At 65.2% G+C, this 17528-nt stretch carries 17 protein-coding genes and 1 rRNA gene; 14 read left to right on the forward strand and 4 right to left on the reverse strand.

From position 1 onward, the window contains the following. Positions 1 to 38: 38 nt before the first annotated feature. Positions 39 to 1805: a hypothetical protein gene (locus ACWEQQ_RS15645; RefSeq protein ID WP_452348690.1), complete on the reverse strand. Its 1767-nt coding sequence runs from the start codon at positions 1803 to 1805 to the stop codon at positions 39 to 41. Between the two features lie 126 nt (positions 1806 to 1931). On the opposite strand from ACWEQQ_RS15645, the gene ACWEQQ_RS15650 reads away from it, so the two are divergent. From ACWEQQ_RS15650 to ACWEQQ_RS15705, 12 genes are all read left to right on the forward strand, one after another. Next, the gene (locus ACWEQQ_RS15650; protein WP_452348712.1) at positions 1932 to 2096 is read left to right on the forward strand and encodes an HNH endonuclease; all 165 of its coding nucleotides are present in this window, start codon (positions 1932 to 1934) and stop codon (positions 2094 to 2096) included. Positions 2097 to 2494: 398 nt separating this feature from the next. Beyond that, positions 2495 to 2776, forward strand: coding sequence for a hypothetical protein (locus ACWEQQ_RS15655; RefSeq protein ID WP_040863297.1), 282 nt, complete (start codon positions 2495 to 2497; stop codon positions 2774 to 2776). After that, positions 2773 to 3195, forward strand: coding sequence for a hypothetical protein (locus ACWEQQ_RS15660; protein WP_452348691.1), 423 nt, complete (start codon positions 2773 to 2775; stop codon positions 3193 to 3195). Before ACWEQQ_RS15655 ends, ACWEQQ_RS15660 begins: the two co-directional genes overlap by 4 nt. Before the next feature lie 337 nt (positions 3196 to 3532). Continuing rightward, positions 3533 to 3670, forward strand: coding sequence for a hypothetical protein (locus ACWEQQ_RS15665; protein ID WP_452348692.1), 138 nt, complete (start codon positions 3533 to 3535; stop codon positions 3668 to 3670). Next, entirely contained in the window at positions 3664 to 3819 is a 156-nt protein-coding gene (locus ACWEQQ_RS15670) for a hypothetical protein (RefSeq protein ID WP_452348693.1), read from the forward strand. Before ACWEQQ_RS15665 ends, ACWEQQ_RS15670 begins: the two co-directional genes overlap by 7 nt. Then, entirely contained in the window at positions 3816 to 4145 is a 330-nt protein-coding gene (locus ACWEQQ_RS15675; RefSeq protein ID WP_452348694.1) for a hypothetical protein, read from the forward strand. Before ACWEQQ_RS15670 ends, ACWEQQ_RS15675 begins: the two co-directional genes overlap by 4 nt. Positions 4146 to 4511: 366 nt before the next feature. Then, the gene (locus tag ACWEQQ_RS15680) at positions 4512 to 5966 is read left to right on the forward strand and encodes a DUF3375 domain-containing protein (protein ID WP_452348695.1); all 1455 of its coding nucleotides are present in this window, start codon (positions 4512 to 4514) and stop codon (positions 5964 to 5966) included. After that, positions 5963 to 6556, forward strand: a complete 594-nt coding sequence (locus ACWEQQ_RS15685; protein ID WP_452348696.1) for a DUF4194 domain-containing protein — start codon at positions 5963 to 5965, stop codon at positions 6554 to 6556. Before ACWEQQ_RS15680 ends, ACWEQQ_RS15685 begins: the two co-directional genes overlap by 4 nt. Continuing rightward, positions 6553 to 9921, forward strand: a complete 3369-nt coding sequence (locus ACWEQQ_RS15690; protein WP_452348697.1) for an ATP-binding protein — start codon at positions 6553 to 6555, stop codon at positions 9919 to 9921. The genes ACWEQQ_RS15685 and ACWEQQ_RS15690 overlap by 4 nt, the downstream gene beginning before the upstream one ends. Next, positions 9918 to 11093 carry a Wadjet anti-phage system protein JetD domain-containing protein gene (locus ACWEQQ_RS15695; RefSeq protein WP_452348698.1) on the forward strand — a complete coding sequence of 392 codons (1176 nt, stop codon included), beginning with the start codon at positions 9918 to 9920 and terminating at the stop codon, positions 11091 to 11093. The genes ACWEQQ_RS15690 and ACWEQQ_RS15695 overlap by 4 nt, the downstream gene beginning before the upstream one ends. Further along, the gene (locus tag ACWEQQ_RS15700; RefSeq protein ID WP_452348699.1) at positions 11090 to 11254 is read left to right on the forward strand and encodes a hypothetical protein; all 165 of its coding nucleotides are present in this window, start codon (positions 11090 to 11092) and stop codon (positions 11252 to 11254) included. Before ACWEQQ_RS15695 ends, ACWEQQ_RS15700 begins: the two co-directional genes overlap by 4 nt. 292 nt (positions 11255 to 11546) lie before the next feature. Continuing rightward, entirely contained in the window at positions 11547 to 13064 is a 1518-nt protein-coding gene (locus ACWEQQ_RS15705; protein WP_452348700.1) for a plasmid pRiA4b ORF-3 family protein, read from the forward strand. Between the two features lie 123 nt (positions 13065 to 13187). On the opposite strand, the gene ACWEQQ_RS15710 is transcribed toward ACWEQQ_RS15705, so the two are convergent. Beyond that, positions 13188 to 14240 carry an FAD-dependent oxidoreductase gene (locus tag ACWEQQ_RS15710; protein WP_452348701.1) on the reverse strand — a complete coding sequence of 351 codons (1053 nt, stop codon included), beginning with the start codon at positions 14238 to 14240 and terminating at the stop codon, positions 13188 to 13190. A gap of 583 nt (positions 14241 to 14823) precedes the next feature. On the opposite strand from ACWEQQ_RS15710, the gene ACWEQQ_RS15715 reads away from it, so the two are divergent. Continuing rightward, positions 14824 to 15852: an SEC-C metal-binding domain-containing protein gene (locus ACWEQQ_RS15715; RefSeq protein ID WP_452348702.1), complete on the forward strand. Its 1029-nt coding sequence runs from the start codon at positions 14824 to 14826 to the stop codon at positions 15850 to 15852. Between the two features lie 286 nt (positions 15853 to 16138). Next, positions 16139 to 16411 carry a hypothetical protein gene (locus ACWEQQ_RS15720; RefSeq protein WP_452348703.1) on the forward strand — a complete coding sequence of 91 codons (273 nt, stop codon included), beginning with the start codon at positions 16139 to 16141 and terminating at the stop codon, positions 16409 to 16411. 240 nt (positions 16412 to 16651) lie between these two features. On the opposite strand, the gene ACWEQQ_RS15725 is transcribed toward ACWEQQ_RS15720, so the two are convergent. Together ACWEQQ_RS15725 and rrf are read right to left on the reverse strand one after the other, a co-directional pair. Next, on the reverse strand, positions 16652 to 17194 hold the full coding sequence (locus tag ACWEQQ_RS15725) for an SUKH-3 domain-containing protein (protein WP_452348704.1): 543 nt from the start codon (positions 17192 to 17194) through the stop codon (positions 16652 to 16654). A 72-nt stretch (positions 17195 to 17266) separates the two neighbouring features. After that, positions 17267 to 17383, reverse strand: a 5S ribosomal RNA gene (rrf, locus tag ACWEQQ_RS15730). Between the last annotated feature and the right edge of the window lie 145 nt (positions 17384 to 17528).

Below are 17528 nucleotides of genomic sequence, written 5' to 3' on the forward strand. Positions count from 1 at the left end.
CCATCGAACCCATCGTCTGTCGCCGCGCACCAGGCCCCTCACCGATACGCCCCGCTTCCGCAGAGGATGGTGTCCGCGAGCGCGACGACGTTGATGGTGCTCTTTCCGTGCTCTACCTCATGATGCTGGTCGTCCTCCAGGAACACACCTGCTCCCGTGGCGACCTCCAGCGAACGTTCCCAGGTACCACCGGCGTTGTAGCCGGACCCAAGGAACTGGTCCTTGGGCTGGCTCGCGCGCACTTCCGGCGTCGCTTGGGTGGCCGCGTCCTCGTTGAGCATTTTCAGATTGTAGGCAGCCGCCTTCATACCCAGGTCATCGTTTCCCACCAAATCCGACCATTCCTTTCCCTTGAACTGCTCCGGGTACTTTGCCTTGACCTCGTTGAACGGCGTCACCTTCATATTCGTGAGACCGATGGAGTTCCCGACACCGTTCTTGTCGATGCCCAGCTCGGAGGCTTTGACTCGCGCGGAGTCCCATATGTTCCCGGCATCAATGCCATTCTGGGACTTGGGCTTATAGGTCGATGGCCCACCCTGGAGGTCATCGTAAAAGTGGCTTCCCAGCCCGGAACGGAGCGGAGCTCCCTCCTGCAGCGCCATGGCGAGCACCAGCCGCGGATCGACTCCGGCCTCGTTCCCGTACTTCACCGCCAGCTCGGCCCATGACTTCATTTGGGGTCCATAGGCATCCAACGCGCCGAGATTCACGGGTGTCAACTTTGCCGTCGGGGAATACCAGGCGGCAATGTTGTCCCATTCTCCGATGAACGCAGTATTGTCGCCCTGGTTTCCAGATTCGGCCAGCAATGGCAACTTCGACAGCGCTTGAATCTGCGGAAGGACACTCAGCGCATCCGAGGCGACGAAACCGTTGGCGGCATAGTTGGTTTTGGCGAAGTCGGTGAACAGTGAGGTGTTGCGTGCCGTCACGTTGAAGGTGTTCGCGGCGTTGAGCACGTCGATCACGCTGAGCGTCGCAGCCACCGAAACCCGGAGCGAGGTATTACTCGTCGTCGGTGTCACCTTGACACCCGGATGGGTCGGGAACGCTCCCGGCGCGGCGTCGGACAGCTTCTGGCGCGCGTCGATGAGACGGTCCCGGTGGTACCCGGTCTGGATGGCGAGAGTGGCTGCGACATTGCCGATTTGCTCCACCCCTGTCTTCAGCGCATCCAATGCGGCCTCGATATCCTGCACTTCGGGCGCCTGCACACCGATGAAGGAATTCCGCACGTCCAACAGTGTCATCGGTGACGTCAGCAACTCGCCGCTGAAGGCGAAGGCATCCCACGCGGCAGACGCCGCGGAGAGCGCGTCGACACGCCCGTTCGGCGCTCCCGTCCACGGCGTCGGGCTCTGCCAGTCGGGCGCGATCACCAGCCCAGCGCCATTGTCGCCGCTGGGATCCGGGGTTTCGGGGAAGACATCGGCCCCCACCGGTTTCACCGTCCCCAGCGTTGGCTGCTGCGGCGGTGTCCCCTTGTTCGGACTCGGATTCGCGTTGTACTCAGCGGCATCCCAGTTGTATCCGGCGATATTGAGAATGTCGCTGAAGTGCGCCAGCGCGGCCGCACAGGTCATGATCGCGGTCCTCATATCGCCGACGTGCTTGCGATAGGCGGTGTTCCAGCCGGTCACCGCCGAATAGTTACCAGCCATCCCCGAACTGGCCGCCAGGCCCGGCACCAGATCGCGGGTGACGGCGGTGCCGATATCGCCCGCGACAGTGACGAGGCTCTTCGCCGCCTGGTAATACACGTTGGGGTCGACGGCCAGCGTCGCACCATCAGGTGGGGCCATCAGCGCTCACCTTGCCGCACACCGATTCCCATTGCTTCTCCTGCCCCCGACCTCGCATCCGATGTTCGACTCTAGCGAAGCGGGACCAGCCCGGTTCGCGGCGCGATCCTGGATGACGTCAAACAGCTGGTCTGGACTAGAGACCACGGATGCTGCCGACAGTGCGGAGCGAACATCGAGTTGCAGTTCGACCATGTCATCCCGGTGTCCATGGGCGGTGCTTCCACCCCGGAGAATCTCCAGATCCTGTGCGGACCGTGCAACCGGAGGAAGGGTGCGTCGATCATCTGAGCCGCTTGATGACAGCTGACACAGGGTCTTCGGCCCAGCGTCCGATTTCGCACGGTCGATCGACGTGACTGATTCTTGTCCGTCCCGACCCGTTCTCGGGGAACGTGCCACGCTCCAGCAAGGTCGGGTTCTCAGCGGGTGAGCGGTAGTCCGATCGGTCTGTCGAAATCGCGGAGTCGCCATTGGTCGGCGCCGGCGTCGACCACGTTTGCACTGTGGCCTCACCGACCGCGGTGCAGGGGACTACACCGAGATCCGGGCAGGTCTTGAAGCCGCAGAATGAGATTCGTGCAGATGGTCATCGTCGCGGTCGGCGTCCTCGCCTTCAGCTGGCACCACCATCCGGCTGGGCCAATCCGCACGCGGAATATTTTCACCATTATCGCTATAGTTTCAGCATGACAGCCGAAGACCGGGACACGAAGCGGTCCAAGACCACCATGTCGACGCTGGCGTCCACACGTGAACGCTTCGCCGACTTCGCGGAGCCCGACGAAACCGTCGATCAGACCCTCAATCGCTTGATGGATATCGCCCAGTCGGTGAAGACCCGTGCCCGAACTGCTTGGGAGACACGCAAAGCCGCTGCTCAGGCAGACCCCGCAGCCTGGGAAACCGGCGCCCGTCTGGCCGACATGCTTGCCGACCGTGCCTCCGCGCGGGGGGCTGCCCGCGGATGACGCACACCGGGTACGTACTCGACGACACCGTGCTCCATGCCTACGCTCACGACTCCCTCACCACCATCAGCCTCATCGCGCACCTCGCTGACCGGGACATCCGTATTGCCGTGCCCGCGCTGGCGCTGTCGGCGACGAAAGCCGGCCTCAACGAGGAGCAGCGCGAGGGACTCGACGGCATGATCGACAACAACCCCGCTATCGCCCTGGCCGGTCTGATGACCCTGGCCGATACCAATGAGCTCGCCGACATACTCGCGGCAACCGAGCACACCGATCCCGCTGCCGCGCAAACCATCGCCGTCGCCCGGCATTTCGACTGGGAGATCATCACCCACGACCGCAAACGCTGGGAGCCCATCGAGCGGGTTCTGCCCTGGCCCATCGAACTCGTCGAACTCAGCAACGACGAACCCTGACCTCCTGTCGGACCGAGCTACCACGACCTCAGATCCCAGCCTGTCCAACGAAAACTGGTGGATCCGATCGACCTCGTACCAGGCGCAGTCCAGTCGTCGAATCTAACGTTCAGCCAGCTCAAGCATCACATCCCGCACTATCGGACGGCCGCCGAATCGACACCTCTGCCGCGCACCAAGCATTGCTGCCGAATACCCTCCTAGCAGCCAAAGCCGCAGGGTACGAACATGTTTCGGTGGACGCAACCCTGATCGGCGTTGAACGGAAGCGATACCAGGGCGACTGTTCGGCGGCAAAACTGCCCACCAGGTAATACGAAGGTATTACGGTCGTGTCGTGGAGTACGAGTGGTCGCCGACTGCCAAGCAGTTCCTCCAGCGGTTCCAGGTCAACACCTGGGAGGTGATGGAAGTCCTGTACTCGGCTCGCCGGTGGCCACGGCCGGCCGGACCGACCAAGGTCTACCGGTGCTGACCACGTGGGGCCGCAGCTACGAGGGCCGTGGACTGGTCGTCATGCTCTGGCAATTACCGTCGCCCTCCACGTCATGGGAAATCCTGATGGCCGCGCCGATGGGAGAACACCAGCTCACCGAGTACAAGGCATGGGAGGCCAACCAATGAGCGACCCGACAGACCAGGGCTACCCGTGCACACCCGAGGAGGCCACCGCGTTCCTGGGCAACCTGACCTTCGACGACACCCCGTCCGCCGCGCCGCAGCAGCCCCCGACCGCCGACGAGATCGAAACCGGCATGGTCACCACCTCCCTGAAGATTCCCGCCGAACTGCGGGACCGCATCCGGGAGACGGCCGCCGAACACTGCATCACCGCGAGCATGCTGATCCGCCAGTACATCGAAATGGGTCTGGCAGCCGAGCAGCCCGAGCGCATGGTCCGACTCGCTGACGCGATCCGGGTCTTGTCCAGCCTGCGCGAAACCGCCTGACGACGAGAGAGGACGCACGACTCGAACTGGCCCGTACCTGACTCGATAGATCAATCCGGCAGCTCGAAGTCGGGCAGCCGTGCTACCGCTAACCCCGGCCCAACGACTGGTCATAGGGCAGCCATAGCCGTCTGAAACGATACGGTCTCCTGCCAGAAGCTCAGCTCGTCATTGCCCGGCGGAATCAGTTCTGCGACACAGCGGTTGGGATCAGAGCGCACCTCGAGCCGGATTCCATCGGCGCCCCGCGGCCAACGCAGTAGTACCCCTCGGCAATCTCGGGTTGCGGCAATCACGCGCCGACTCCTGTCGGAGCCGACGCCTATCATGCTTCACGTCCCTCCCCCGCCGGTCGAAAGCCCCATCATGCAGTTCGAGCATCTGGAGTCGCTGCGCAAACAGCATCCGGCCTGGCGGTTGCTGCGGGCCGATAACGCGCCGCTGGTCTTGTCATTCCTGGGCGCGGTGTTCGTCGAGGAGAATGCGCGGTCGATGGCGTCGGCGGAGTTGGCGGATCGGCTCGACGATGTGCTGTATGCGTTGAACGAGCGTCTGGGGGCGGGCACGTTTCCCAAAGCCGCGGCGGCGTATCTGAACGATTGGGCCGCGCCGGAGGCGGGGTGGTTACGCAAGTTCTATCCGCCGGGTTCGGATGAGGCGCATTTCGACGCGACGCCCGCGGTGGAGAAGGCGCTGGCGTGGGTGAAGGTGCTGGCCGAGCGGTCGTTCGTCGGGACCGAGTCACGACTGAACACGGTGTTCGAGTTGTTGCGGCAGATGGCTTTCGGGGCCGAGACCGATCCGGCGGTGCGGCTGGCGGAGTTGCGGCGCCGCCGCGAGGAGATCGACGCGGAGATCGAAAGCGTTGCCGCGGGGCGGTTCTCGCCGCTCGACCAGGTGGCGTTGCGTGACCGGTATCAGCAGTTCGCCACCACGGCGCGGGAGCTGCTCGCGGATTTCCGTGAGGTGGAGGCGAATTTCCGGGTACTCGACCGGGAATTGCGGGAGCGGATCGCCACCTGGGACGGGTCCAAGGCCGGGCTGCTCGACGATATGCTCGGCACGCGCGACGCGATCGCCGAATCCGATCAGGGCCGCAGCTTTCAAGCGTTCTACGACTTCCTGCTCTCGTATGAGAAGCAGGTGGAGTTCACCGAACTGCTGGCCAAGGTGCAGGAGCTGGCGGCCATCGGCGAACCGGATCCGCGGATGCGGCGCATCCATCACGGTTGGCTCGACGCCGGCGGCCGCACCCAGGCCACCGTTCGGCTGCTGTCGGAACAGCTGCGCCGCTTCCTCGACGATCAAGTGTGGCTGGAAAACCGTAGGGTCATGGACATTCTGCGTAATATCGAGTCGAATGCGCTGCGCGTCAGGCAGATTCGTGATCCGCGGGTCAGCGTCGAGCTCGACGCCACCGCCGCCGATCTGGGCTTGCCGATGGAACGGCCGCTCTACCGGGTCGCGGACAAGGCCGCGCTGATGACCACGGGAATCACCGACGCCGCGGAGGAGGTGGATGCGGAACTGCTGTTCCAGCAGGTGTTCGTGGACCCGGTGCGGCTGGCCGATTCGGTGCGCGGTGCGCTGCGGCAGCGGGCCCAGATCGGATTGCCGGCCCTGCTGCGCGAGCATCCACTCGAACAGGGCCTCGCCGAACTGGTCACCTACCTGTCGCTCGACGACCCCGATTTCACCGTCGACTTCGACGAGCGGCAGCGCGACCGGGTGCACTGGCAGGACGGCGACGGCACGGAACGCGCCGGGGTTGTTCCGCGAATCACCTTCGTGCGCAGAGGCATCGACAAGGAGGACGCATGACCGCCCCGGCCGAGACGGAGCTGTCGCAGGTGGTGACCCATCTGCTCAAGGGCGTGCTCTACCGCGACACCCACGACAAGCAGTGGCGGCAGCTGCTGGCCGCGCGTGCCCAGGTGCGCGACTACGTCGCCGTGATCGGGTTGACCGTGATCGTCGACGAAGCCGAGGGCTACGCGTTCCTGCGGTCGTTGCCCGAGATCGGCGAACCCGACGGACCGGCCATCCCGCGCCTGATCCCGCGGCGGCCGCTGTCCTTTCACGTGAGCCTGCTGCTGGCCCTGCTGCGGAAACGGCTGGCCGAGCACGACGCCAAGGACGGCGCCGCCAAGGTGGTGCTCAGCCGCGAGCAGATCGTGGAGATGGTGCGGGTGTTCCTACCCGAGAGCAGCAATGAGGCGCGGCTGGTCGAGCAGATCGACACCCATATCGCCAAGGTCAAGGAGCTCGGATTCCTGCGCCCGCTCGGCGACCGGAACCTGTACGAGGTGCGCCGCATTCTCAAGGCGTTCGTGGACGGGCAGTGGCTCTCGGAATTCGATCAACGGCTCGCCGAGTACGCGGCCACGCTGACCGGAGACGACCAGCGATGAACACTCCCGAACCCCACGACCCCGATGCCACCCCCGGGTTCCGCCTCGCCCGGCTCGAGGTCTACAACTGGGGAACCTTCGACGAGCGGGTGTGGTCGTTCACCCCCGACGGCCGCAACGGATTGCTCACCGGTGACATCGGCTCGGGCAAGTCCACCATCGTCGACGCGCTCACCACGCTACTGCTGCCCGCCAACCGGATCTCCTACAACAAGGCCGCCGGCGCCGAGACCCGCGAACGCGACCTGCGCTCGTATGTACTGGGCCACTACAAATCCGAACGCAACGAAGCCACCGGCACCAGCCGGCCGGTCGGGCTGCGCCGGCACAACAGCTTCGCGGTACTGCTCGCCGTCTTCACCAACAGCGACTTCGGGTCGAATGTCACGCTCGCGCAATTCTTCTGGTTCCGCGACCAGAGTTCGACCGGCCAGCCCGACCGGTTCTATCTCACCGCCGACACCGCACTCGGCGTCGCCGCCGACTTCACGGACTTCGACGGCGACATCGCGGTGCTGAAGCGGCGTCTGCGCAAGGCCGGCGCGAGCGTCCACGACGGATTTCCCGCCTACGGCAAGGATTTCCGCCGCCGCCTCGGCATCGAATCCGAGCAGGCGATGGAGCTGTTCCATCAGACGGTATCGATGAAATCGGTGGGCAATCTCAACGATTTCGTCCGCAACCACATGCTCGAGCCGTTCGACGCCGAAACCCTGATCCGGGGACTGGTCACCCATTTCGAAGACCTGACCGACGCGCACGACGCGGTCGTGAAGGCACGCGAACAGCTCGCCCTGCTCGACCCGCTGCTCGCGGACTGCGCGCAGTACCAGCGCTGCACCCTCGAGATCGACAGTCTCACCGCCCGCCGGGCCGCCCTGCCGTACTACTTCGCCGACCGCAAACAACAGTTGCTCACCGACATGATTGCGCACCGCGGCCTCGGACTCGCCGACCTGCGCGCCGAGCACACCCGCGCGGTCAGCGCCGTCACCGACCTGCGCACCGAACACAGCCGCCTCGAACTGGAACGAGCCGGGCACGGCGGCAACCGGTTGAACGAAATCGAAAGGGACATCAAACGACTCGCCGACGACCGGGTGGCGCGCGAGAGCAAAGCCAGACGTTTCGGCGAACTACTCGGCACGGCCGGACTGCGGCCGGTCCAGGACGCGGCGCAATTCGGCACGCGGCGGCGGGAAATCGGAGAGAACACCGCCACCGTGGACGACGCCGTCGCCACCCACCAGAACGAGCTGCAGCAACTGGCCTTTCAGCACCGCGACGCCACCCTCGACGCCGAGAGTGTCAACGGCGAACTGCGCAGCCTGCGCGATCGGCCCAGCAATATCCCCGCCCAGCAGCTGACCCTGCGCCAGCGGCTGTGCGCGGCGATCGGGCTGGCCGAAACCGCACTGCCCTACGCGGGCGAGCTGATCCAGGTCCGGCCGCAGGAGAGCGCCTGGGAGGGCGCAGCCGAGCGGGTGCTGCACGGATTCGGGCTCGCCCTGCTGGTCGCCTCCGAACACTATGCGGCCGTTTCGGATTGGATTGACGGCAATCATCTCGGTGGGCGCCTCGTGTACTTCCGGGTGGCCACCGCCCCCGCGCCGGAACGTCCCGCGCCGGTCGCCGACCGCGCCCTCTACACCAAATTGGAGATCAAGCAGTCGCCCTTCGCCGACTGGCTCGATCGAGAGCTGCGCCACCGCGCCGACTACGAGTGCGTCGACTCCATGACCGAATTCCGCCGCGCAAGAACGGCTCTCACCCGCAGCGGTCAGGTGAAGGGCGGCCGCGGCCGGCACGAGAAGGATGACCGGCACCGCATCGACGACCGCCGCCACTATGTGCTGGGCTGGAGCAACCAGGGCAAGATCGACGCGCTGCTGGCCGACGCGCAGCGACTGACCGGCGTACTCGCCAGGCTCGAGCGCGCGCAGCAGACCGCCCGGCAGCGGCTCGACGAGTTGAACTCGCAGGCCAAGGCACTGACCCGGCTCGCCGAATTCGACAGTTTCGACGAACTGGACTGGGCCGCAGCCGTCCGCGCCATCGACGACCTGGAACGGGAGAAACAACAGCTCGAGAGCTCCTCGGGGGAACTGCGGACGATCACCGACCAGCTGCGGCGGGTGTCGGACAAGCTGGACCTGGCCGACAAGCGGACCGAAAAACTCAATGGCGACATCGCCGTGGCGAAACAGCGGATCGCCGACGCGCGAACCAGCCTGGCAGCGGTGCAAGAGCTGCTCTCACAACCGGATTGCGCTCCGGCCCGCGACCTGTTCACTGCACTGTCCGACACCGCACGCCGCTACCCCGCCGACACCGTCGAAGCCTGCGACGCCGCCCAGACCCGGATCACCCGCGACCTGACCGGCCGCGCCGACACCGTCGCCAAGGAACAACGCGCCGCCGCCACCCGGGCCATCGCGAAAATGACCGGCTTCCGGCGCAGCTACCCGCTCGAGACCGCCGAGCTCGATGACAACCTCGAATCCGCCGACGGCTACGCCGAACTGCACCGCAAACTCGCCGCCGACGACCTCCCCCGCTTCGAAGCCCGATTCAAGGAATACCTGAACACCAACACCATTCGCGATATCGCCGACCTGCACGCGCAACTCGAGAAGCAGGTGTCGCTGATCCGCGACCGGGTGGAAGTCATCAACCGCTCGCTGGTCGGCATCGACTACAACCCCGGACGCTACGTGCGCCTGGAACTGACCCCGACACCCAACGTCGACATCCGCGACTTCAAAACCCAGCTGCGGGAATGCACCAGCGGCGCGCTGCGCGACGACGACCAGTACTCCGAGCAGAAATTCCTTCAGGTCAAGGCACTCATCGAGCGCTTCCGCGGCCGGGAGGGACACACCGACGCCGACCGCGCCTGGACCCGGCGAGTCACCGACGTGCGCAACTGGTTCAGCTTCGCGGCCTCCGAACGCTGGCGCGAGGACGACACCGAGCACGAGAACTACACCGACTCCGGCGGCAAATCCGGCGGGCAGAAAGAGAAACTCGCCTATACCATCCTCGCCGCGTCCCTGGCCTACCAGTTCAAACTCGAATGGGATGCGGGGCCGTCCAAGACCTTCCGGTTCGTGGTGATCGACGAGGCGTTCGGTCGCGGCTCGGACGAGTCGACGCGCTTCGCGCTGGGATTGTTCGGCCGGCTCGGCCTGCAACTGCTGATCGTCACCCCATTGCAGAAGATCCATGTCATCGAGCCGTATGTGTCCTCGGTCGGGTTCGTGGACAACAAATCCGGCAGCTACTCCCGCATCCAGACCCTCACCATCGAGCAGTACCGGCAACGCCGCCACGCGGCCGAGACCCGGAGTGAGGAACCGCGGTGACAGCCTGGTCGACCCGCACCGACCTCATCACCCGGCTACGGCGACGCTGGACCTCCGGCGAGCTGCTGGCCGCGTATGCGCAGAGTACGACGTTGCTGCCCTTGGACATTCCGCTACGCGGCCCCACCGCCCGCGACATCGCCGCAGACCTCGGGGCGGCGCGTGAGTGGGCGCGCTCCTGGCGGCAACTCGAGGGTCCGGGCCTGCGCCTGGATCACCACACCGTCGGCGGACGCTTGATCGGCGCCAATGAGGTGCCACGCCGGGTGTGGATCGAGGACTGGGACCGGCTCTGGTCACTGCTGGGCGTGGCAGCCGCAGTGCGCCGGTTCACCGCGCAGCTCGAGCACACCCGCGAGACCGCCCCCGCGCTCGCGGATTGGATGCTCGAATATCCCTTGCAGGCGCTGGATCTGACCGAAGTGTGGGGCAAGATCATCGCGACCGTGCGATGGATCGACGCCACCGCCGGAACCGACTGCTACCTCCGCCAGATCGACGTACCCGGAATCGACACGAAGTTCATCGAACAACATCAGCGCGTCCTCGCGCGCCTGCTCGACCGCCAGCTGACCCCCGAACGCATCGACACCGCTTATCCGGCATCAGATTTCGCGGCCCGCTACGGCTTCCGCCGCAAACCGCGCTATGTCCGCGTCCGCTGGCTCGACCCTCACACTCGCACCGCCGGATTCAGCGAAGTGACCGTCCGCCTCGACGAATTCGCCGCCCGCCCACCCGACGCCGACACCGTCATCATCGTCGAGAACGAGATCACCTACCTGGCCCTACCCGAACTGCCGCGCGCCCTCGCCCTCTTCGGAGGCGGCTACGCACTGACCCAGCTCGACGCGCTCGACTGGCTGGCCCAGCGGCGCATCCGCTACTGGGGCGACATAGACACCCACGGTTTCGCGATTCTGGACCGCCTGCGGGCCCACCATCCACACGCCGAATCCATTCTCATGGACCGAACCACCCTGCTCGCCCACGAAAGCCAATGGGTGACCGAACCCACCCCCTTATCGACTCCTCTGAACCGGCTCACCGAGACCGAATCCGACCTCTACCGAGACCTCGTGGAGGACACCTTCGGCTCCGCAGTGCGGCTCGAGCAGGAACGGATCAACTACAGCGCAGTGCTGGCGGCACTGATTGGGGTTCCCTCGTGAGGCCGGACAAACCTGATCAGGTCAGCGGTGATCACCGAGCGGTCCAAGACTTCACCGCCTTCCGGCCCGCCGTACCGGTCACGATCAGCGACCTCAGTCGTCTCGGCGAACTTGCACAGGATCTGAACAATCCTGAAGTGATGGGCCGCGCATGGTCGTGAGCGGTCGCCCCTGGCTGATCCCCCAAGCTGGTCGTATTCGGCTGGGAGGAAGCCGAATTGGTCGCGATCGGATCTGGCAGCCCGACACGGTCCGCGTGGGGGCACAGTAACGAGCCGGCGCTCGTCACCAAGGCCGCCCGTCAGCTCGGGCCTTCGGCCTTCGAGGATCTCACGATCCGTCGTTCGGTCGATGTGCCGACTGCCAGGCTTGGCATTGGGTCGGTAAACCGGGCGGCGGACCCCGTGAGCGTCCACGAGCGGGCGGCGCCGGAGGCCGAGTAGCGTGCTCGCTATGCCTCAGCGCGATATGGATCCCGTCATCGAGCAAATGCTGGAACAGCTGCATCCCGATGATCTGAAAGCGCTGATCGGGCAGTTGATGGAGAGCCCCCGCGAGGCGGAAGAGGTGCCGGTGCCCTCTCGACGCCGGCCACGGCGGGAGCAGGCGATGACCTATCGCGTTCGCATCGATCTCGTGGATACCGAACCGCCCGTGTGGCGGCGGCTCGAGCTCTCGTCCGGACTGTTTCTTGACGAACTGCATGCGGCCATTCAGGCCGCGTTCGGCTGGACCGACAGTCACTTGCATCAGTTCGGCAGCGGGCCAGCGTATTACGACCGACGCACGGAGTACTACCTGTGCCCGTTCCAGGCCGACGAGGGTGAGCCGGGGATCCCGGAAGAGCAAGTCCGCTTGGATGAGGTGCTGGTCGATGTCGGCGACATCTTGTACTACCTCTACGACTTCGGCGACGACTGGCAGCACGTCATCGAGTTGGAGGCCGTGTCGCCGCGCGAGCCCGCCACGGCTCGGGCTGTGTGCACGGACGGCCGACGGCCAGGTCCGCCGGAGGACTGCGGCGGTGTCGGAGGATACGAATTGATCATTGCGGCAACTGATTCCGCACATCCTGAGCATCGTCGGGCAGTGGCCGAGTTCCGGAGTATGTACGGCGAGGACGTCGATCAGAACTACTACTCGCCGGTCCCCTTCGACCTCGACACGATCAACGAGCGCCTCACCGCCATCGACCTGGAGATTCCCGCCGACCGGGAGCCCGGGCCGATCGACAGCACAGACGCCGACCTGCCTGAGCTGATGCGCGACGTCGTCATGCTCCAGCGGACAGCACCGCCGCCCGCTCGAAATCAATTGCGACAGCTGATCGATCGTGTACAGCTCGGCATCCCGGTACACATCGACGAGGAGATCGCTTCCGCCGCGGTACACCCCTATCGCTGCCTCATCGAGCTTCTCGGAACCAGCGGCATCACACTGACTGGAGCCGGATATCTTCCACCGGCGGTCGTGTCGTCCATCTTCCGCGAGCTGAGCATGGACGAGGACTGGATCGGGAAGGGCAATCGCGAAGACCTGACGCCACCCGTCGCACAGCTGCGAGCATCGGCACAGCAGATTGGCCTGGTGCGCAAATACCGCGGCAAGCTGTCGGCCACAACGAAAGGCCGTGCACTCCGCGAGGACCCGATTGCGTTGTGGTGGCACCTGGCAACGAAGACCGGTGAACGGATCGGCAAGTACGGGGACGAGCCAGCCCTGCTGTATCTCATCGCAATCGCTGCCGGTGTGACCGATGGTGTCGACCGCATGGTCGCCGACCTCCTGACCGCCACAGGCTGGCGGCTCGCCGACGGGACCCCGCTCGAATCGGTGGACATCACATCCGCGGTCGGGCACCTGAGCGACGTGTTCGAACGGATGAACCTCTTACGGCGGGACCGCGCCACATTCGGACGCCAGTTCAGCTCACACGCAGCCGAGTTCGCGCGGTCGATACTGTTGCGGTAGGCGTCCGACGAATGGTCACCCCACTCGTTGTGCGAGATGAATGAGACGGCAATTACACGGACACCGGGCCCCGGGCTTAATGGAACAGCGAGGCGGAGAACAGATTCGGGCGAGCGTCGACCTCTATGTGCGCGGTCGCGGAATCGCACGCCGCGCCTGTTCCCGATCGGCAAGGATTTGCCGGCGACGCGCGGCCATCGCATCCGCCGGCGAGTTCGCACTGCGAACGGCTCGATAGACCGCGAGCGCGTCTTCCAAAGCGTCGCGAGCACCAACTCCGGCTGCGGGAGTGATTGCGTGATCGGAGTCCCCGACGAGCAGAACCGGCAGGCTCGGCGCGGCTGCGCCTTCGAGGGAGACGTCGCGGGCATTGCTGACATGCACCGAATCCGTCAGTGCGAGCAGGGTTTCGAGGATCTTGCGGTTGGACGGGGCAGCCTCGAGTACGGTGTCGGCCCATTCGCCGACCGGGCGGAAGCCGAGATCGTCGGCGTCGAGCGGCGGACGTGCGATGCGCAGGAACCACAGGGCGGTGGTGTCCTCAGCGCGGCTCCAGACGTGCCCGAACGTGCTGCCGAGGCCGCCGAGCTCGGGAATCTCGGCGTAGAAGTGCAGGACATCGGGAGGCGTGGGCAATTCCAAGCCGGCCGTGGTCATGCCGTACAACACGACATCTCCGGCGTAGGTGGGGCGACGCTGCGGTTCCAGGCCGGCGCGCACGACCGAATCGATGCCATCCGCGCCAATGAGCAATGAATCGATGGCGGTGGTCTCACCGGCGCAATGGACAACCGCCGCTCCGCCATCCAGGGCCACGTTGGTGACTGCGGCCCCGGCGAGCACCTCGGCGCCGGACCCGTCCAAGAATTCGGTCAGGACGCCGATCAGGTTGCGGCGCAGCCAGAACCGGTGACCCTGACCCATTCGACTGGAATGCACGCCGGCGCTGTTTGTGTAGTCCAGGCCGTGCACCGGATGCGAGGCAGCGTGCAGGGCATCCCGGTCCAGTCCGAGCCCGGTCAGTGCGTCATGTCCGCGCTGGTCCAGAAACAGGAACGCACCGCCGCCAGAGGAGCCCGCCGATTGCTGTTCGTAGAGCGTCACTTTGTCTTGGGCGCGAGCCAGCGCACCTGCGAGCGCGATGCCAGCGATGCCGCCGCCGATGATGGTCGTCATTCGGATCTCCTGTGCGGTAATCAATCTGGGATACTCCCGGCGGAGGTGATCAGCCATCTCGACCACTTCGCACCGGCCATTCGCAAGCCTATCCACGATGTGCCCTTGACCGGCAGACGATCTCGACGGTCTCCGGGGTTCGCTTGGGTGTGGGCGCTCGTAAGCTGGTCGACGCACCGTGGCATGTTCGGTCAGCGGATGGCCTCCGCTCACCGCGCCAGCTGGAGCTGGAGCTGGAGACCAGCCATACCATCACACGGTCGTTCATCGCGCCGAGTAGCAGGCGTATCGTGAATCCTCTTTTGCGCCAAGTCATGTGACGGTCCGTGACAATCGATGCTGTCACCAGGATGACGAGGTGACCGTACCGGCTACGGGTGCCGAAGGTGACCGTGCGGATCTGGCCGCGAGACAACGCATGGTCGCGCTGACCCGAGCCCGCGACTACCTCTGGATCGGATTCATGCGAGACTGACCCGCCGCAATCCCGAGCCGCGAGACACCACGCTGCCCAGCCCCCGGTCAGTATGCTTCCCCGAGTGGTGACGAAAGCCGAAACCACCGTCACCGTAAGAGGGGAAGAATGCCCGCTGAACCGACCGACGACGGCCAGCGCGACGCACTGCGGCGGAAGAAGGAGCGGCTGGAAGCCGAGAATGCCCGACTGACTGCGGAATTGGCGGCGGTCACGGCGGAATTTGCGGGCTTTCAGCAGCCTCCCGAGGAGATCGCCCAGGACTACGAGCGGGAGGCCGCGGCGGGCGAACCTTTGGACCGAGCACAGAACCTCACCGAGGCCGCCTCGTATTGGGCGATGGCCGGCGACTACGACAAAGCACGGCGGCGGTATCTGGACGCCATCGCCGACGGCGGTCCGGTCGCCGCCGACGCGCGCGTCTGGTATGCGACATTCCTGCTCGAGCACGGCGACGAGGAGGAGGCCTACGACCTGCTCGAGGTGGTATTTGCCGAGGGATCCGACGATTACCGGGCGTACGAGATCGCTGGCGAGGCCTTCGAGGAGCACGGGGATCTCGAGGAGGCACTGCGCTGGTTCGAATCGGGACTAGATCGGGTGCGGATGTCCGTGGCAGACGATGATGCCCGGGAATCCTTGACACGATTCCGGCTGGCCTCGGGTCGCGCCCGCGTCCGCGAACTGCTCGGGCTGCCGGAGGATGAGACCGACTTGGGCGTCGACCAGCACCGCGCGCGCGTGATCGCCGATCTGACCCAACGCGACCTCCCCGTGAAACCCGCACGAGCCGCTGTCCTGTTCTTCCCGGAACACGAATTCGCACAAGCCATTCGGCGATGGCCGGCCATGCACGCCTACGACACCTTCGACGAGCACCGCGCGGCGGTGGAACACTCCCTGCGTGAGCTCGAGCTGGGACGGTCGCCACGGGTGATCACCACGACCGTCGATGGGCTCGCCGAATACGCGGCCCGAACCGACGCCAACCCCGAACTACCCGCTACGCGAACCGCTTTCGCGACGCAACTCGTCGACACCACCCACCACGCCGCACCCTGGCCACCCGGCCGAAATGACCCTTGCTGGTGCGGTTCCGGCCGCAAGTACAAGAAGTGCTGCGGGCGACCGGACTGAGATCCCGCCGATGAGGCGCTCGACGCGCGGAACGAGCGCGAGGGACCTTCCCGGTTGCACCCGGTCGCCAACCCGCCGAGTCCCGTGCAAATCGGGAGGGTCCGGACAACATCACCACAATCGCACACACATTCGATCCGACGCGATAGCTTCATCGCATGGTCGGCTCCAAACACGAAGCGATGCACCGGCTTTTCCAACGCCACCCGGACGTATTCGGCCGCGCGTTCGAGGCGCTGAACTCGGGTTGGGCAAAAGCCCGGCCGGACGACTCTGGAGGCAGTTGATGACCGTGGACCTCTCCTTTTTCCGCTCCGAAACCTCCCAGCGCCTGCGGGCGCAGGCCCGCACTGAGGGACGTGCCGAAGGACTCGCTAAAGGACGTGCGGAGGGGCTTGCCGTGGCCGTCATTCACACACTGGAGCGAAACGGAATCACCATCACCGCCGCGGCCCATGAGCGCATCACGTCCTGCACGGAACCCGAACGTCTCCTCGACTGGCTGGATAAATCCATTATGGCCAGCACCGTCGACAGCCTCTTCGACGACCCCGCATAACCTGCCGGATTACGGTGTCAGGCGCAGATGATCTTGCGCTAGGAGACAGAACTCGACCGTGGTGACGGGCCGACCGCACCCGTCACCACGACGGATCGACACCGATCGAGCCGCACACCTGCCCCTCGGCCGTCACGCTCGCTCCTCTGGAAGGTCTCTGATGTCGTATGCCTAGCGGCACAGTGAGATCCGAGACATTGGCATAGGCGGTTGTCATCTGATCTGAGGTTGTGCCGGCACTTAGGAGGCTCGGGTTTGCCGGGCTGGGGAGATCGGGCGGCCGCGGTGGTACGTGAGGATCTGGTCGGGGGTGCGGTGGCGGCGGAGGATGAGGTCAAGGGCCTGGGGGAAGGTGGGGCCCAGGAGGTGGAGGGCCAGGATGCCGTCGGAGACGACGTTGCCGTTGTCGAGCATCAGGAGAAAGGTTGTGCCGGTGGCGTTGGCGGCTAGGGGGGTCATGCGGTGGCCGAGGGCTGATTCGAAGTCGGCGTAGCGGTCGTACATGCCGGTCGCTACGTCGATGGGGTCGAAGAAGATTGGGTCGGGAGGCCACAGGGCGCCGGCGAGGTCAGGGGGGCGGATGGCGAGTTTGCCGAAGGATTCGAGGGTTGATGCCGCGGGGCGGGAGACGTGGAAGCCTTCGGCTTTCAGGCGGTCGATCCATTCGGTGATGTCTACTCGGCGACGTGGAGTCCAGCCCGCGGCTTTGAGAGCTTGCAGCGTGATTGGATTCGGCCAATAGAAGCGCATAGAGACTATTCGGTGCTGGATCGTGTTGGGCACGTATCGATTTGGTTGACATGCCCGGATACGCAGAAGGCCCCCAGCATGAGCTGGGGGCCTTCGCGAAGGATGTTCCGGCGGTGTCCTACTCTCCCACACCCTGTCGAGTGCAGTACCATCGGCGCAGGTGGCCTTAGCTTCCGGGTTCGGAATGGGACCGGGCGTTTCCCCACCGCTATAGCCGCCGTAACTCTATGAAACTGTCACACAGAGAGCCAAACCCCGAACGGGGCCGTGAGTCTCAGTGATCTGTGTGTTGTTTCAGATACTGCACAGTGGACGCGTAGCTTCTTTGTTGGTAAGTCCTCGGCCTATTAGTACCAGTCACCTACAT

The organism is Nocardia sp. NPDC004123, assembly GCF_053603795.1.

Bases quoted from the DNA above. Each gene is read 5' to 3' on its own strand.
- ACWEQQ_RS15645 (WP_452348690.1), bottom strand. From the start codon at position 1,805: ATGGCCCCACCTGATGGTGCGACGCTGGCCGTCGACCCCAACGTGTAT.
- ACWEQQ_RS15655 (WP_040863297.1), top strand. From the start codon at position 2,495: ATGACAGCCGAAGACCGGGACACGAAGCGGTCCAAGACCACCATGTCG.
- ACWEQQ_RS15660 (WP_452348691.1), top strand. From the start codon at position 2,773: ATGACGCACACCGGGTACGTACTCGACGACACCGTGCTCCATGCCTAC.
- ACWEQQ_RS15675 (WP_452348694.1), top strand. From the start codon at position 3,816: ATGAGCGACCCGACAGACCAGGGCTACCCGTGCACACCCGAGGAGGCC.
- ACWEQQ_RS15680 (WP_452348695.1), top strand. From the start codon at position 4,512: ATGCAGTTCGAGCATCTGGAGTCGCTGCGCAAACAGCATCCGGCCTGG.
- ACWEQQ_RS15685 (WP_452348696.1), top strand. From the start codon at position 5,963: ATGACCGCCCCGGCCGAGACGGAGCTGTCGCAGGTGGTGACCCATCTG.
- ACWEQQ_RS15690 (WP_452348697.1), top strand. From the start codon at position 6,553: ATGAACACTCCCGAACCCCACGACCCCGATGCCACCCCCGGGTTCCGC.
- ACWEQQ_RS15705 (WP_452348700.1), top strand. From the start codon at position 11,547: ATGCCTCAGCGCGATATGGATCCCGTCATCGAGCAAATGCTGGAACAG.
- ACWEQQ_RS15710 (WP_452348701.1), bottom strand. From the start codon at position 14,240: ATGACGACCATCATCGGCGGCGGCATCGCTGGCATCGCGCTCGCAGGT.
- ACWEQQ_RS15715 (WP_452348702.1), top strand. From the start codon at position 14,824: ATGCCCGCTGAACCGACCGACGACGGCCAGCGCGACGCACTGCGGCGG.
- ACWEQQ_RS15720 (WP_452348703.1), top strand. From the start codon at position 16,139: ATGACCGTGGACCTCTCCTTTTTCCGCTCCGAAACCTCCCAGCGCCTG.